15 protein-coding genes are annotated in these 15956 nt (G+C 70.7%); all 15 read right to left on the bottom strand.

All coding sequences use genetic code 11. The features are described from left to right. Positions 1-146: 146 nt before the first annotated feature. Positions 147-2714, bottom strand: a complete 2568-nt coding sequence (locus tag ACFYPA_RS30805; protein ID WP_359084226.1) for a bifunctional (p)ppGpp synthetase/guanosine-3',5'-bis(diphosphate) 3'-pyrophosphohydrolase — start codon at positions 2712-2714, stop codon at positions 147-149. 171 nt (positions 2715-2885) lie between these two features. Further along, the gene (locus tag ACFYPA_RS30810) at positions 2886-3437 is read right to left on the bottom strand and encodes an adenine phosphoribosyltransferase (protein ID WP_359084227.1); all 552 of its coding nucleotides are present in this window, start codon (positions 3435-3437) and stop codon (positions 2886-2888) included. Next, the gene (secF, locus tag ACFYPA_RS30815; RefSeq protein ID WP_359084228.1) at positions 3434-4537 is read right to left on the bottom strand and encodes a protein translocase subunit SecF; all 1104 of its coding nucleotides are present in this window, start codon (positions 4535-4537) and stop codon (positions 3434-3436) included. Before secF ends, ACFYPA_RS30810 begins: the two co-directional genes overlap by 4 nt. A 1-nt stretch (position 4538) precedes the next feature. Further along, on the bottom strand, positions 4539-6281 hold the full coding sequence (secD, locus tag ACFYPA_RS30820; RefSeq protein ID WP_359084229.1) for a protein translocase subunit SecD: 1743 nt from the start codon (positions 6279-6281) through the stop codon (positions 4539-4541). 146 nt (positions 6282-6427) lie between these two features. After that, entirely contained in the window at positions 6428-6916 is a 489-nt protein-coding gene (gene yajC / locus ACFYPA_RS30825) for a preprotein translocase subunit YajC (protein WP_359084231.1), read from the bottom strand. A gap of 164 nt (positions 6917-7080) precedes the next feature. After that, complete coding sequence (gene ruvB, locus ACFYPA_RS30830; RefSeq protein ID WP_359084233.1) at positions 7081-8154, bottom strand: Holliday junction branch migration DNA helicase RuvB; 1074 nt, start codon at positions 8152-8154, stop codon at positions 7081-7083. An 81-nt stretch (positions 8155-8235) separates the two neighbouring features. Further along, positions 8236-8862, bottom strand: a complete 627-nt coding sequence (gene ruvA, locus ACFYPA_RS30835) for a Holliday junction branch migration protein RuvA (protein WP_359084234.1) — start codon at positions 8860-8862, stop codon at positions 8236-8238. Further along, positions 8859-9434 (bottom strand): crossover junction endodeoxyribonuclease RuvC, encoded by a 576-nt coding sequence (gene ruvC / locus ACFYPA_RS30840; RefSeq protein WP_148016289.1) that lies wholly within the window; start codon positions 9432-9434, stop codon positions 8859-8861. The genes ruvA and ruvC overlap by 4 nt, the downstream gene beginning before the upstream one ends. 124 nt (positions 9435-9558) lie before the next feature. Further along, positions 9559-10311 carry a YebC/PmpR family DNA-binding transcriptional regulator gene (locus ACFYPA_RS30845; protein WP_359084235.1) on the bottom strand — a complete coding sequence of 251 codons (753 nt, stop codon included), beginning with the start codon at positions 10309-10311 and terminating at the stop codon, positions 9559-9561. A 61-nt stretch (positions 10312-10372) separates the two neighbouring features. Next, positions 10373-10966: a pyridoxal 5'-phosphate synthase glutaminase subunit PdxT gene (gene pdxT, locus ACFYPA_RS30850; protein ID WP_359084236.1), complete on the bottom strand. Its 594-nt coding sequence runs from the start codon at positions 10964-10966 to the stop codon at positions 10373-10375. Positions 10967-10972: 6 nt separating this feature from the next. Then, positions 10973-11893 carry a pyridoxal 5'-phosphate synthase lyase subunit PdxS gene (gene pdxS, locus ACFYPA_RS30855; RefSeq protein ID WP_359084237.1) on the bottom strand — a complete coding sequence of 307 codons (921 nt, stop codon included), beginning with the start codon at positions 11891-11893 and terminating at the stop codon, positions 10973-10975. Positions 11894-12060: 167 nt separating this feature from the next. Beyond that, the gene (locus ACFYPA_RS30860; RefSeq protein ID WP_359084238.1) at positions 12061-12606 is read right to left on the bottom strand and encodes a hypothetical protein; all 546 of its coding nucleotides are present in this window, start codon (positions 12604-12606) and stop codon (positions 12061-12063) included. A 168-nt stretch (positions 12607-12774) separates the two neighbouring features. Further along, the gene (locus tag ACFYPA_RS30865; RefSeq protein ID WP_359084240.1) at positions 12775-13935 is read right to left on the bottom strand and encodes a glycosyltransferase family 4 protein; all 1161 of its coding nucleotides are present in this window, start codon (positions 13933-13935) and stop codon (positions 12775-12777) included. 205 nt (positions 13936-14140) lie between these two features. After that, positions 14141-15070 carry a phosphatidylinositol mannoside acyltransferase gene (locus tag ACFYPA_RS30870; protein ID WP_359084241.1) on the bottom strand — a complete coding sequence of 310 codons (930 nt, stop codon included), beginning with the start codon at positions 15068-15070 and terminating at the stop codon, positions 14141-14143. Next, on the bottom strand, positions 15067-15747 hold the full coding sequence (gene pgsA / locus ACFYPA_RS30875; RefSeq protein WP_359084242.1) for a phosphatidylinositol phosphate synthase: 681 nt from the start codon (positions 15745-15747) through the stop codon (positions 15067-15069). The genes ACFYPA_RS30870 and pgsA overlap by 4 nt, the downstream gene beginning before the upstream one ends. Positions 15748-15956 lie beyond the last annotated feature (209 nt).

Genomic DNA, 15956 nt, shown 5'->3' on the forward strand with positions numbered 1-15956 from the left:
CCGCCGGGCGCGCCCCCCCCGCGCCCCCCGGGGCGGGGGGGGGGGGGGGGGCCCCCCCCCCCCCCGCGGGGCGGGGGGGGGCCCCGGGCGCCGGGGGGGCCCGGGCCCCCGCTCCATGCCCTGGGAGGCCCGCCTCGGGCTCGCCGCTACGGGCGGCGGGCCGAGGTCACCCGGTAGACGTCGTAGACGCCCTCCACGCCGCGTACGGCCTTCAGGACGTGTCCCAGGTGCTTGGGGTCGCCCATCTCGAAGGTGAAGCGCGAGGTGGCCACCCGGTCGCGGGAGGTCTGCACGGCCGCGGACAGGATGTTGACGTGCTGGTCGGACAGGATGCGGGTGACGTCCGAGAGGAGCCGGGAGCGGTCCAGGGCCTCGACCTGGATGGCGACCAGGAAGACCGAGGACTGGGTGGGGGCCCACTCGACCTCCAGGATCCGTTCCGGCTGCTGCGAGAGCGAGTCGACGTTGACGCAGTCGGCCCGGTGCACGGAGACGCCGCTGCCCCGGGTGACGAAGCCGATGATCGGGTCGCCGGGCACGGGCGTACAACAGCGGGCCAGTTTGACCCAGACGTCCTCGACGCCCTTGACGACCACGCCCGGGTCGGCGTTGGAGCGGCGCTTGTTGCGGCCGTGCGACGGCGGGGAGCTCTCCGCGAGGTCCTCGTTGGCCTCGTCCTGGCCGCCGAGCGCCTGGACCAGCTTCTGCACGACGCCGGCCGCCGCCACGTGTCCCTCACCGATCGCGGCGTAGAGGGACGAGATGTCGGGGTAGCGCATCTCGTGGGCGAGGGTGACCAGGGAGTCGCCCGTCAGGATCCGCTGGATCGGCAGGTTCTGCTTGCGCATGGCCCGCGCGATGGAGTCCTTGCCCTGCTCGATCGCCTCGTCCCGGCGCTCCTTGGAGAACCAGGCCCGGATCTTGTTGCGGGCGCGCGGCGACTTGACGAAGCCGAGCCAGTCGCGGGAGGGGCCCGCGCCTGCCGCCTTGGAGGTGAAGACCTCGACCAGATCGCCGTTGTCGAGCGTCGACTCGAGCGGTACGAGCCGCCCGTTGACCCGTGCCCCTATGGTGCGGTGGCCGACCTCCGTGTGGACGGCGTACGCGAAGTCGACCGGTGTCGCCCCCGCTGGAAGCGCTATGACGTCACCCTTGGGCGTGAAGACGAAGACCTCGTTGCGTGAGAGGTCGAAGCGCAGCGACTCCAGGAACTCGCTGGGGTCCTCGGTCTCCTTCTGCCAGTCCAGGAGCTGGCGCAGCCACGCCATGTCGTTGACGGTGTCCTGGCCGCGGCCGGTGTTCTTGGGGACGTCTGTGCGCACCTTGGAGGCGCCCGCGACGGCTTCCTGCTTGTACTTCCAGTGCGCGGCGATGCCGTACTCGGCGCGGCGGTGCATGTCGAACGTGCGGATCTGCAGCTCGACGGGCTTGCCGCTGGGGCCGATCACCGTGGTGTGCAGTGACTGGTACATGTTGAACTTGGGCATCGCGATGTAGTCCTTGAACCGGCCGGGGACCGGATTCCATCGCGCGTGCACCGTGCCGAGCGCCGCGTAGCAGTCGCGGACCGTGTCGACGAGCACCCGGATGCCCACCAGGTCGTAGATCTCGGCGAAGTCCCGGCCCCGCACGATCATCTTCTGGTAGACGCTGTAGTAGTGCTTCGGCCGTCCGGTGACGGTCGCCTTGATACGGGCGGCGCGCAGGTCGGACTGGACCTCGTCGGTCACTATGGCGAGGTACTCGTCGCGCTTGGGCGCCCGCTCGGCGACGAGGCGGACGATCTCGTCGTACATCTTGGGGTAGAGGATCGCGAAGGCGAGGTCCTCCAGCTCCCACTTGATGGTGTTCATGCCCAGGCGGTGGGCGAGCGGGGCGTAGATCTCCAGCGTCTCGCGGGCCTTCTTCTCCTGCTTCTCCCGCTTGAGATAGCGCATGGTGCGCATGTTGTGGAGCCGGTCGGCGAGCTTGATGACGAGGACCCGGGGGTCCTTGGCCATGGCGACGACCATCTTGCGTACGGTCTCGGCCTGCGCGGCCTCGCCGAACTTGACCTTGTCCAGCTTGGTGACGCCGTCGACCAGCAGGGCGACCTGGTCGCCGAAGTCGCGGCGCAGGGTGTCCAGGCCGTACTCGGTGTCCTCGACCGTGTCGTGCAGCAGTCCCGCCATCAGGGTGGCCGGATCCATGCCCAGCTCGGCGAGGATCGTCGTCACGGCGAGCGGATGCGTGATGTACGGGTCGCCGCTCTTGCGCTTCTGCCCGCGGTGCCAGCGCTCGGCTACCTGGTAGGCCTTCTCGATCTGGCGCAGCGTGGAAGACTCGATCTTGGCGTCGTTGCTGCGGACGGTACGCAGCAGCGGTTCCAGTACCGGGTTGTACGGGCTGGAGCGCTGGACGCCGAGGCGTGCCAGCCTGGCCCGGACCCGGTTGGACGAGCCGCCGCCGGTACGGGCGACCGGGCCCGTGGGGGCGACCGGGGTCGCGGGCTTGGCGGGCGGCTTCGGGGCCGTGGGGGCCGGGGAGGCGGGAACGTCCGGCTGCGCGGGGGCGGCGGGCGCGGGGCCGTTCGCCTCGGCGGGTGCCGGGCCCGTGCCGGGCTCGGGCGCCGGGGGCTTCGGCTTCTCCGCGGGCTGCTGCTTCGCGGGCGTGGCTGGGGCCGCCGCGGGCTTGTCGGGCTGCGGGGCGGCGACTGGCTGGGCCTCGTCTGGCAAGAGCGCTCCTCGTGCGGATCCGGACACCCGGAAAGGCCATCGTATCGACCCTGCGGCCGGAGCTCCCCCGGGGACGGTGAGAGCCCTCACAACGCGAGACGGGCACCCGGTTGTTCCCGGGTGCCCGTCTCGGTGCGCGCGTGGCTGTGCCGCCTGCCGTCCGGCAGCCGGTCAGACCGTGATCAGGGCCTCCAGCGGGGCGCCCCGAAGGTGCGGTGCCAGTGCTTCGCGCCCGGCCAGGAAACCGAGCTCCATGAGGACGCAGACGCCGGCGACCGTGGCTCCGGCCCGCCGGATCAGCTCCAGCGAGGCACCGGCGGTGCCGCCGGTGGCCAGGACGTCGTCGATGACCATGACGCGGTCGTCGGCCGACAGGTCCTCCGCGTGGACCTCGATCTCCGCGGTGCCGTACTCCAGCTCGTACGCCTGGCCGAGCGTGGCTCCGGGCAGCTTCCCGGCCTTGCGCACGGGGATGAAGCCGAGGCCGGCCCGTACCGCGACCGGTGCGGCCAGGATGAAGCCGCGGGCCTCCAGACCGACGATCTTCGTGGCGCCGTGCCGTACGCACAGTTCCGCGAGGGCGTCGGTGAGGGCCGTGAACGCGACAGGGTCCGCCAGCAGCGGGGTGATGTCCTTGAACATCACGCCCGGCTTCGGGTAGTCCGCCACGTCACGGATACGGCTGAGCAGGAGGTCCCTGGTGCTGTCGGTGGTGCTGGTCATCGACGCTTCCCCGGGGTCCGGCCGTGGCCCCTGGGGGGCTCCTGGCGCTGGCCGACGACCGCACCGGCGGGCGCGGTGTCCTCGGGGGACCGCTCCTCCTCCTGCTCGGCCTCGTTCAGCTCTCCCTTGGCTGCGGCGGCGGCGCGCTTGGCGAGGATCCGCTTCTTCAGCGCCTTCATCTGCGGTTCGCGTTCCTTGAGGTCGGCGACCAGCGGAGTGGCGATGAAGATCGAGGAGTACGCACCGGCGGCGAGGCCGACGAAGAGGGCCAGCGAGATGTCGTTCAGCATGCCGGCGCCGAGGACACCGCCACCGATGAACAGCAGACCGGCGACCGGCAGCAGGGCGACGACCGTGGTGTTGATCGAACGGACCAGTGTGCCGTTGATGGAGCGGTTGGCGATCTCGCTGTACGTCCACCGGGTCTGCTTGGTGATCCCCTTCGTGCCCTCCTTGAGGCTGTCGAAGACGACGACCGTGTCGTAGAGGGAGTAACCGAGGATCGTCAGCAGACCGATCACCGTGCCCGGGGTGACCTCGAAGCCGACCAGCGCGTAGATGCCGACCGTGATGGTGATGTCGTGGATCAGCGCGACGAGGGCCGCGATGGCCATGCGCCATTCGAAGGCGATCGCCAGGTAGATCACGACGAGGACCATGAAGACGCCGAGGCCGGTCCAGGCCTTGTTGGCGATCTGCTCACCCCAGCTGGGGCCGACCAGGTCCGCGGCGATCTTCTCTTCCGAGACGTCGAGGCCCTTGGAGAGCTCGCCCTTGATCTGGTCGGACTTCGCGGTGTCGACCTCGGTGATCTGGATGCGCAGACCGCCGTTGCCCAGCTTCTGGACGATGGCCTGGTGTCCCGAGGCCTCGGTCGCCAGGTCCTCCGCCTCGGAGACGGAGACGCTCGTCTTCGGGGTGGTGAAGACCGCGCCGCCCTTGAACTCGATGCCCATGTTCAGGCCGCTGACCGCCAGGCCGACGATGGCCGTGATGGTGATCAGGATCGAGATGCCGTACCAGATCTTGCGCTTGCCGATGAAGTCGTAGCCGACCTCGCCGCGGTAGAGACGGGCGCCGAGATTGCCGAGTCGCGACATCTCACGCCTCCTTCGGGTCGGTGGGGGCGTTGACACGGCGCGAACGGCGCAACGGCGGCTTGGCGCCGAGCCGCTTCGGGTCCAGTCCGGACCACGGGTGACCGCTCGAGAAGAACTTCGTGCGGGCCATGATCGTCATGACGGGCTTGGTGAAGAGGAAGACCACGACCACGTCGAGCAGGGTGGTGAGACCCAGCGTGAACGCGAAGCCCTGGACCTTGCCGACGGTGACCACGAACAGGACCGCCGCGGCCAGGAACGACACGAAGTCGGAGACGAGGATGGTGCGCCGGGCGCGCGGCCAGGCCCTCTCGACGGCCGGGCGGAGCGTACGGCCCTCGCGGATCTCGTCCCGGATGCGTTCGAAGTACACGATGAACGAGTCCGCGGTGATACCGATCGCCACGATGGCGCCGCAGACCGCCGGCAGGTTCAGCGCGAAGCCGATGGCCGGGCCGAGCAGCGACATGATCGTGTAGGTCAGGATGCCGGAGACCAGGAGGCTGAGCAGGGCGATGAACGCCAGGCCGCGGTAATAGGCCACCAGGTAGATGACGACCAGGGCCAGGCCGATGGCACCGGCGATGAGGCCTGCGCGGAGCTGCTCCCCGCCGAGGGCGGCGGTGACGGTGGTGACGCTCTGCTCCTGGAAGGAGAGCGGCAGCGCACCGTAGGAGAGCACGTTGGCGAGGTCCTCGGCGGACTGCTGGGTGAAGCTGCCGGAGATCTCGGCGTTGGCGCTCAGCGCCTGGCTCACGGAGGGCGCCGAGACGACTTCGCCGTCGAGCGCGATGGCGAACTGGTTCTGCGGCTGCTGCTGCTGGGCGAGCTTGCCCGTGGTCTTGTTGAACTTCTTGGCGCCGCCGTCGGTGAACTCCATCTGGACGATCCACTGACCGGTCTGCTGGTTGATCGCGGCCTTGGCGCTGTCGACGTCCGTGCCGTCGACCTCGGCCGGGCCGAGCACGTACTTGAAGCTGCCGTCCTGCTCACAGGCGACGACCGTGTCGGTGGCCTTGGTGCCCTGGCTCGCCTTGGAACGGGAAGCCTTGCTGGAGCAGTCCAGCGCCTCGAACTTCTTCTGCAGATCGGCCGCTGCCGCCTGCTCCTCGGCGGAGGCGGTCGGTGTGGAGCTCGCCTTCGGCGTGGTGCTGGCCTTCGGCGTGGGCGTGGAGTCCGCCTTGAGGGCGCCGGTGACCGCGCGGCCCTGGGTGGTGGCGGTCGCGCTGGGCTTCGTGGACGGGCTGCTCGCCTTGTCCGAGGCGGAGGTGCTCGGCTTGGCGGACGGGCTGGCCTTGTCGGTGGACGAGGCGCTCGGCGCGGGCGTCGGCGTCCCCTGGGCGACGGTCAGCACCGGCCGGAAGTAGAGCTTCGCGGTCGTACCGACCTGCTCACGGGCCTGGGCGGAGTTCGTGCCCTTGGGGATGTTGACGATGATGTTGCGATCGCCCTGGGTCTGGACCTCGGCCTCGGAGACACCAAGACCGTTGACGCGGCGTTCCATGATCTGGACCGCCGTGTCCATGTTGGTCTTGTTGATCGCCGACTCCTGGCCGGGCTCGGCCTTCGCCTCCAGCGTGATGGACGTGCCGCCGGCCAGGTCGATGCCGAGTCGCGGCGTCGGCTGGTCGGCCAGGAACATCCCGCCGGTGAGAGCGACCATGGCGATCAGGATCAGAGCCAGGGAACGCCCCGGCCTGCCCTGACCGCCGGCCGGTCCTCGGCCCTTCTTCGGTGCTGCCACCTTCTCGTTTCTCCCTGTCCAACCGCCCCGCGCCGGGTACGCGCCCGAGCGGCCACGAAGTTTAGTGGGGACCCGCCCCCGCAGAAGACCGCACGGTCCGGGGATGGCCGGATGCCTGTGGGCTCACGGCATCCCCGGGTCGTGTGCTACTTCGCGTCGGACTCGCCGTCGGACTTGCCGTCGGACTTCTTGTCGGCCTTGTCGTCTGCCTGCTCGGCGTCGTCCGACTCGGTCTTCTTGACCAGGTCGGTCTTCGCGTCGTCGGCGTCGGCGGCCTCGTCCGCGGCGTCGGCCCCGGTCAGCGAGGAGGCGTCGTCCGGCACGAGGGTGCCGTCGACGTCGAGCTCCTCGACGTCACCGTGGACGATGCGGTTGTACTCCGCGTCGTCGAGAACGGCGCCGATGGCGTTCTTCGCGTAGATCGCGTGGACGCCGGGGGCGACCTCAAGGAGAACCGTGTCCTCGTGAAGCTCCTTGACGGTGGCGTACATGCCCCCGATCGTCCGGACGCCGGTGCCGGGCTGCATTTCATTGCGCATGTTCGCAGCCGCCGCCTGCTTCTTCTTGGCGGACCGCGTCATCAGGAACATGGCCCCGATGAGCACGATGAAGGGGAGGAGAGTCACGGGATTCACGGGACGATTTTCCTTCGCACGACCGCGCTGGAAGGCGGCCTGATCTACGGGGGTGGGTACACCGACCTTTAAGGGCGGCATCGGCGGAGTCTAAGCGAGTCCGCATCGATGGAACAACGCCCAGCATGGCACCGTGGTTCCTCTGTGGGTCAACCTGTGATGCATCACGCCCCGAACAGGCCCTGTTGTCCCTTTCCGCCATGCTGCGGGGGAACCAGCCCGAGGTGCGCCCACGCCGCCGGGGTGGCGACCCGCCCCCGCGGCGTCCTGGCCAGCAGGCCTTCCCGTACGAGGAAGGGCTCCGCGACCTCCTCGACCGTCTCGCGCTCCTCGCCCACGGCGACCGCGAGCGTGGACAGACCGACCGGACCGCCGCCGAAGAGTTTCAGCAGGGCGCCGAGGACCGCCCGGTCCAGCCGGTCCAGCCCCCGGGCGTCGACCTCGTACACCCGCAGGGCGGCGGCGGCGATCTCGCGGTCGATCCTGCCGTCGGCCTTGACCTGGGCGTAGTCCCGGACGCGGCGCAGCAGCCGGTTGGCGATACGGGGCGTGCCGCGGGAGCGCCCGGCGATCTCGGCGGCGCCCTCGACGTCTATCCCGACGTCCAGGAGGCCTGCCGAGCGATGAATCACCCGTTCCAGTTCGGTGGGGGCGTAGAACTCCATGTGCCCGGTGAAGCCGAAGCGGTCGCGCAGCGGGGGCGGCAGCAGTCCGGCCCTGGTGGTCGCGCCGACCAGGGTGAAGGGCGGCAGCTCCAGCGGGATGGCGGTGGCTCCGGGGCCCTTGCCGACGATCACGTCGACCCGGAAGTCCTCCATCGCCATGTAGAGCATCTCCTCGGCGGGCCGGGACATGCGGTGGATCTCGTCGAGGAAGAGGACCTCGCCCTCCTGGAGCGAGGACAGGATCGCCGCCAGGTCGCCCGCGTGCTGGATGGCGGGGCCGGAAGTGATCCGGATCGGCGCGTTCATCTCCGCCGCGATGATCATCGAGAGGGTGGTCTTGCCCAGGCCGGGGGCACCGGAGAGCAGTACGTGGTCGGCGGTGGCGCCGCGGGCGCGGGCCGCCTTGAGGACGAGGTCGAGCTGTTCGCGGACCTTCTCCTGGCCGACGAACTCGTCGAGGTCCTTGGGGCGCAGCGCAGCCTCGACCGCGGTGTCCTCGCCGTCCGCGCCGGCGTCGACGAGCCGCTCGTCGACGAGCTCGTCGGTGTCGGGTCCGGTCTCGTCCCAGTTCATCTCGTCAGTCCCGCCTCGGGTGTTTCGGTGCCGGGCCGTGGGGTGCCGGGCCCGGCGTCAGGGGTGTGTGCCCGGGTCCGCTCAGCGCGCGCGGTTGAGACTCTGCAGGGCGGCGCGCAGCAGCTGCGGCACGGGCGGCTGGGCGCCTTCGGCGAGGGCCGCCTCCGCCTGCGGTGCCACGGCGGACACGGCTTCGTCGGCCTCGCGGGTGGCATAGCCGAGGCCGATCAGTGCGGCGTGGAGCTGGTCGCGCCAGGCGGCGGAGACCGCGGTGCCGATGCCCTGCTGGCCGATGTGGGCGCCGACCGGCTCGCCGAGTCTGTCCTTCAGCTCGAGCAGGAGCTTCTGGGCCCCCTTCTTGCCGATGCCGGACACGGCGGTGAGCGCCTTCTCGTCGCCGGTGGCCACGGCGATGCGCAGGGCGTCGGGGCTGTGGGTGGCGAGCATGGCCTGGGCGAGGCGTGGTCCGACGCCGCTGGCGGTCTGGAGGAGCTCGAAGACCTGCCGTTCGTCGTCGTCGGCGAAGCCGTAGAGCGTCAGCGAGTCCTCCCGTACGACGAGGGAGGTGGCGAGCTTGGCCTCCTTGCCGAAACGGAGGCCGGCGAGGGTGTTCGGTGCGCACTGGACGGCCATGCCGATGCCGCCGACCTCGATCACGGCCGTGGTCGGGGAGAGCGCGGCGACGGGGCCGCTGACGAAGGCGATCATCGGGGGACCTTCCGGACGGGAGCTGCTGCGGTGCGCGGGACGCGCGGGGTGCGGGCAGCCGCTGCGGCCGCCGCGTGCGCCTGCTGGAGGCGGTTGAGCGCGGGGGCGCGCCAGATGTGGCAGATGGCGAGGGCGAGGGCGTCGGCGGCGTCCGCCGGTTTCGGTGGGGCGTCCAGACGCAGGAGCCGGGTGACCATGGCGCCGACCTGCGCCTTGTCGGCGCGTCCGCTGCCGGTGACGGCGGCCTTGACCTCGCTGGGGGTGTGCAGGGCGACCGGGATGCCGCGGCGGGACGCGCAGAGCATGGCGACCGCACTGGCCTGGGCGGTGCCCATCACCGTACGGACGTTGTGCTGGGCGAACACCCGCTCCACGGCGACGTACTCGGGCCGGTGTTCGTCGAGCCACTCCTCGATGCCGCGCTCGATGGCCACCAGCCGGTGGCCGAGCTCCGCGTCGGCCGCTGTGCGCACGACGCCCACGCCGATCATCGTCAGGGGCCGGCCCGCGACGCCTTCGACGACTCCGACACCGCACCGGGTGAGCCCGGGGTCCACGCCGAGTACCCGCACGATTCGCCCCCTCCCTGCCTATCGGTCAACTGTTCCCGCAGGCTATCGGCTCGCACTGACAATGCGACGGGCCGACGGGGTGTGTCCCCGTCGGCCCGTCCCCGGAAGCTGCGCAGGGCGCGACTCAGGCGTCGACCTTCTCCATGACCTCGTCGGAGACGTCGAAGTTGGCGAAGACGTTCTGCACGTCGTCGCTGTCCTCCAGCGCGTCGATCAGCTTGAAGATCTTGCGCGCGCCCTCCTCGTCGAGGTCGACCTGCATGGTCGGGACGAAGTTCGCCTCGGCCGAGTCGTAGTCGATGCCGGCGTCCTGGAGCGCGGTGCGGACGGCGACCATGTCGGTGGCCTCGCTGAGGACCTCGAACGTGTCACCGAGGTCGTTGACCTCCTCGGCGCCGGCGTCGAGCACCGCGCCGAGCACGTCGTCCTCGGAGAGTTCACCCTTGGGGACGATCACGACGCCCTTGCGGTTGAACAGGTACGAGACCGAGCCCGGGTCGGCCATCGAGCCGCCGTTGCGGGTCATGGCGACGCGGACGTCGGACGCGGCACGGTTGCGGTTGTCGGTGAGGCACTCGATGAGCACCGCGACGCCGTTCGGGCCGTAGCCCTCGTACATGATCGTCTCGTAGTCGGCGCCACCGGCTTCGAGACCGGCGCCGCGCTTGACCGCCGAGTCGATGTTCTTGTTCGGGACCGAGCTCTTCTTGGCCTTCTGGATGGCGTCGAAGAGAGTCGGGTTGCCGGACAGATCGGCACCGCCGGTGCGGGCCGCGACCTCGATGTTCTTGATCATCTTCGCGAAGAGTTTGCCGCGCTTGGCGTCAATCACGGCCTTCTTGTGCTTCGTCGTAGCCCATTTAGAGTGGCCGGACATCTGCCTTCTCCTTCGCGTCACCAAAATCCGTACGAACCCGAGAGATCCTACCGGGGTCGAGTCAGGTGACTGTGCGCACCATGTCGACGAAGTACGCGTGAACCCGGTGGTCCCCGGTCAGTTCCGGGTGGAATGACGTGGCGAGGGCGTTTCCCTGCCGTACCGCCACGATGTGCCCACCGTGCTCGGCCACCACCTCGGCCCGGGCGCCGACGGATTCGACCCAGGGGGCGCGGATGAAGACGCCCTCGACCGGGCCGCCGTCGATCCCGGCGACCTCGACGGCCGCCTCGAACGACTCGTTCTGCCGCCCGAAGGCGTTACGCCGCACGATCATGTCGATGCCGCCGACCGTCTCCTGGCCCGAGCGCGGGTCGAGGATCTTGTCCGCGAGCAGGATCATCCCGGCGCAGGTGCCGTAGACCGGCATCCCGGCCCGCACCCGCTCGCGCAGGGGTTCCAGCATGCCGAACAGGGCGGCCAGTTTGGACATCGTGGTGGACTCGCCGCCCGGAATGACCAGGCCGTCGACCTCGGCGAGTTCCTCGGGACGCCGGACCGGCCTGGCCAGGGCGTCCGCCGAGGCCAGGGCGATCAGGTGTTCCCGTACGTCGCCCTGGAGAGCCAGGACTCCGATCACAGGGGTTTCGCTCATCAGTGACTACCAGCCACGGTTGGCGTAGCGCTCGGTCTCGGGCAGCGTGTCGCAGTTGATGCCGACCATGGCCTCGCCCAGGTTGCGGGAGGCGTCCGCGATGATCTTCGGGTCGTCGTAGAAGGTGGTGGCCTTCACGATGGCGGCGGCGCGCTTGGCCGGGTCGCCGGACTTGAAGATGCCGGAGCCGACGAAGACGCCCTCGGCACCGAGCTGGCGCATCAGCGCGGCGTCGGCCGGGGTGGCGACGCCACCGGCGGAGAACAGGACGACGGGCAGCTTGCCGAGCTCGGCGACCTCCTTGACCAGCTCGTAGGGGGCGCGCAGGTCCTTGGCGGCGGCGTACAGCTCGTTGTTGTCGTAGCCGCGCAGCCGGGCGATCTCGTTCTTGATCTGGCGCAGGTGGCGGACGGCCTCGACGACGTTGCCGGTGCCGGCCTCGCCCTTCGAGCGGATCATGGCGGCGCCCTCGGCGATGCGGCGCAGGGCCTCGCCGAGGTTGGTGGCGCCGCACACGAACGGGGTGGTGAACGCGAACTTGTCGCTGTGGTTGACCTCGTCGGCCGGGGTGAGGACCTCGGACTCGTCGATGTAGTCGACGCCGAGGGACTGCAGGACCTGGGCCTCGACGAAGTGTCCGATGCGGGACTTCGCCATCACCGGGATGGAGACGGACTCGATGATCTCCTCGATCATGTTCGGGTCCGACATCCGGGCCACGCCGCCGTCCTTGCGGATGTCGGCCGGCACCCGCTCCAGGGCCATCACGGCCACGGCGCCCGCGTCCTCGGCGATCTTCGCCTGCTCGGCGTTGACGACATCCATGATCACGCCGCCCTTGAGCTGCTCGGCCATGCCGCGCTTGACGCGGGCGGTGCCGGTGGCGGGGGTTTCGGCGGACTGCGGGGTGGCGGGGTTCGTGGACACAGATCGACCTCACTGGGAGAAGGGCAGCTGAACGCGCAGGGCTGATGCACTGCTGAGCAAACTCCCCGGCACCAGTCCACAGCAAGGGCCAATGAGGGGCCGGTGGATCGTTTTGGCCCCTCACGGAGGCGGCCTCGCGCGGGCCGCCCGCACCGTGACGGCCGCCGTCAGCTGACCGGGCGGTCCGCGAGGGCGACCGGCGGCTCGTCGTCCATCTCGAAGGCGAGGGGGAACGGGGCGTGCCCGGCCAGCCGGAACCAGCGCACCGTGCGGTGACGGCGCAGCGCCCGCGCCGCCCGCACCGCGTCGTTGTGGAACCGGCGCGCCATCGGGACCCGGCGGACGGCCGCGGCCAGCTCCGAGGCGGCCTCCTCGCCGCCCGGGATCTCCTTCACCGCCTCGACCTGGGCCCGTTCACCGAACACCGCGCGCAGGGCGGTGCTCAGCTCGCTCTCGGCGACCTCCCGGTGCTCCTCCTCCGCCTGGCGTGCGGCGTGCGCCGCCTCGTAGAGCACGATGGAGGCGGCCGGGTCGAGGACACCGGAAGTGGCGAGTTCCTGGGTGACCGAGGCGCGGCGCAGCAGTTGGGCGTCGAGGGCGGCGCGGGCCGCGTCGATCCGGGCGTGCAGCCGGTCGAGACGACCCGCGGTCCAGCTGAGGTACAGACCGATCGCGATGAGCACGACGACGGTCCAGATGAGGGTTACGGTCACGGGCGGCAACGCTACCGGTGAGCGGGGGCCGGGAGGGGCGTCGGGCGGCGGGAAGGCCCTCCGCGGAACGCCTCAGTCCCGGACCGGCCCGAACCGGGCCCGCAGCCCCGTGCGTTCGTCTCAGTCCCGGGCCGGCCCGAACCGGGCCCGCAGCCCCGTGCGTTCGTCTCAGTCCCGGGCCAGCCCGAACCGGGCCCGCAGCCCCGTGCGTTCGTCCGCCGCCACCGACGCGGCCCCGTCCGCCACCGTCTCGTACACCGCGAGGATGTCCGCCCCGACCGTCGACCAGTCGAAACGCCGCACGTGCGCGCTGCCTCGCTCGCTCAGCTCGGCACGCCGCTCCGGGTCGCCCAGCAGCCGGATCGCCGACGCGGCCAGCGCGTCCGCGTCCTCGTTGGCGAACAGTTCGCCCGCCGCGCCCAGGTCCAGCACCTGAGCGAACGCGTCCAGGTCGCTCGCCAGAACCGGCGCACCGGCCGACATGGCCTCGACGAGGATGATGCCGAAGCTCTCGCCGCCCGTGTTGGGCGCGACGTACACATCGACACTGCGCAGCAGCCGGGCCTTGTCCTCGTCGCTCACCATGCCGAGGAACTCGACGCGTGCGCGCATCTCCTTCGGCAGCGAGGCCACGGCCTCCTCCTCGTCACCGCGGCCCGCCACGAGCAGCCGCGTGTCGGGACGCGCCGCCAGGATCGCGGGCAGCGCCCGCATCAGGACGGGCAGGCCCTTGCGGGGCTCGTCGATGCGCCCGATGAAGCCGATCGTGCCGCCCTGCCACTGCGGTCTGGGCTCGGCCGCGGCGAAGAAGCCGACGTCGACCCCGTTGGGGATGACCACCGCGTCGCCGCCGAGGTGCTCGACCAGGGTCCGGCGCGCGTACTCGCTGACCGCGATGCGGGCGCTGATCTTCTCCAGCGCCGGCTGGAGGATCGGGTAGGCGGCGATCATCGCGCGCGAGCGCGGATTGGACGTGTGGAACGTGGCGACGATCGGTCCCTGCGCCGCCCAGCAGGTCAGCAGCCCGAGCGACGGCGAGGTCGGCTCATGGATGTGGATCACGTCGAACGTGCCGTCGTGCAGCCATCGCCGCACCCGCGCCGCGGACAGGAAGCCGAAGTTCAGCCGGGCGACGGAACCGTTGTACGGGACGGGCACGGCCCGGCCCGCGGACACCACGTACGGCGGCAGGGGCGTCTCGTCGTCGGCGGGGGCCAGCACGGAGACCTGGTGACCGAGCCGGATCAGATGCTCGGCCAGATCACGGATGTGGAACTGCACGCCGCCCGGGACGTCCCAGGAGTACGGGCAGACGATGCCGATCTTCACTGCTGGGGCCTTTCGTTCGGGTCAGGCCGGGTCAGGGAGCGGGGTCCGGTGCGTGCGACTGCAAGGCGGAGGAGGGGGTCACCGCGGAGCATTGGCGACCGACGACGACGGCGGAGGGGGCTGGCCCCTCCCGGCTCGAGCGCAGCCGGGAGTCGGGGGAGTGCGTGCCGGACCCGCGAGCCCGGCATGACCCGGACGGAAGGCCCTAGTCTCCGCGGGATTCGAGGTCGGCGAGCCAGAGCCGTTGCAGCATGTGCCAGTCCTCCGGATGCTCGGCGATGCCCAGGGCGAACGCGTCGGCCAGGGCCTGTGTCATCGAGGACGTCTTCTCGCCGCGGTCACCTGAGCCGGGTACCTCGACGGGTGGATGGATCCGCGCCTTCATCACCGGTGTGTCGTCGTAGGAGAGGGTGACCGGCAGCAGCAGCGCACCGGTCTGCTGGGCCAGGAGCGCGGGTCCGGCGGGCATCCGGGCCGTGTCGCCGAAGAACGTCACCTCGACGCCGGCGGACGACAGGTCGCGGTCGGCGACCAGGCAGACGAGGCCTCCGTCGCGCAGCCGGCGCGCCAGCGTCCCGAACGCGGTCCCGCCGTTGTGCGCGAGCACTTCCATGCCCAGGCCCTCGCGGTAGGCCACGAACCGGTCGTACAGCGATTCGGGCTTGAGACGCTCGGCGACCGTGGTGAAGGGGACCTTCAGATCGGTGGTGACCCATGCCCCCGCCAGGTCCCAGTTCCCCAGGTGCGGCAGGGCGAGAATCACTCCCCGTCCCTCGTCCAGCCCCTCGGTCAGCCGGTGCGCGTCCGTCACGTCGATGGATGCCTTGATCCGCTCGGGGGTCCACGTGGGCAGCCGGAAGGACTCCATCCAGTAGCGCATGTACGAGCGCATCCCGGCCTTGGAGAGTGCCGCGAGGCGGGCCGGGCTCGCGTCCGGGACGACCCGCGCCAGATTCGACTCCAGCCGCAGCACGCTCTTGCCCCGCCGCTTCCACACCTGGTCGGCGATGGTGCGGAACAGGGCCCGCGCGGCCGGTTCGGGCAGCTTCTTGACGGCGGCCCAGCCCAGTCCGTACAGCCCGTCGCTCAGCCGCTCCTTGGGACCGGCCTTCGTGTCCCCGGGTGCGCCGCTCACTGCGCGGCCTCGCTCCCCCGGTCCACCGCGTCCGGCACCGCGGCGGCCGCGTCGGCCTCGGCGGACTCACGGCGCACGGTCACGACCCGTTGCACCAGCGTCACCAGGCTGCCCACGGCGACGATCCACAGAGCGATCGGCAGCAGGATGTCGATCCCCGGGACGCCGAACGTGTGCAGACCCGCGAGACCGGCCGCCACCAGCGAGATCACCAGGCGTTCGGCACGCTCCACGAGCCCGTTGACCGCCACCGGCAGACCGATCGACTCACCGCGCGCCTTGGTGTACGAGACCACCTGGCCGCTCGCCAGGCAGAAGATGGCGACCGCGCACAGGACGTTGTCGTCGCCGCTGCCCGCGTACCAGAGCGCGAAACCGGCGAAGATCGCCCCGTCGGCGACCCGGTCGAGCGTCGAGTCGAGGAACGCGCCCCAGCGGCTGGAGATGCCGGCCTGGCGCGCCATGTTGCCGTCGACGAGGTCGGAGAAGACGAAGATCGTGATGACGATCGTGCCCCAGAAGAACTCCCCCATCGGGAAGAAGACCAGCGCACCTGCCATCACCCCGGCCGTGCCGATCAGAGTGACCGCGTCAGGACTCACTCCGAGGCGGAGCAGCAGTGCGGCGAACGGCGTGAGGACACGCGTGAAGAATGCACGCGCGTACTTGTTCAGCATGGCCTTCCCGAGGGTTCGGTGGGCCGCATGGCCCCATCGGCCACCGGCTGGCCCATCGTAGTCACGACCGTGGCACTCCACCGTCCGGGCACCCTGGCGGGCGCCGCCGATCCGCCGGGCCGACCGGCCGCGGACGCGGCTCGCGGAGCGGGTCGACGGGGTACGGCGTATGGACGCGACCCGGACACAGTGCCAAGCTCGGAACTACC

Source organism: Streptomyces sp. NPDC005775 (genome assembly GCF_042871565.1).
Classification (GTDB): domain Bacteria; phylum Actinomycetota; class Actinomycetes; order Streptomycetales; family Streptomycetaceae; genus Streptomyces.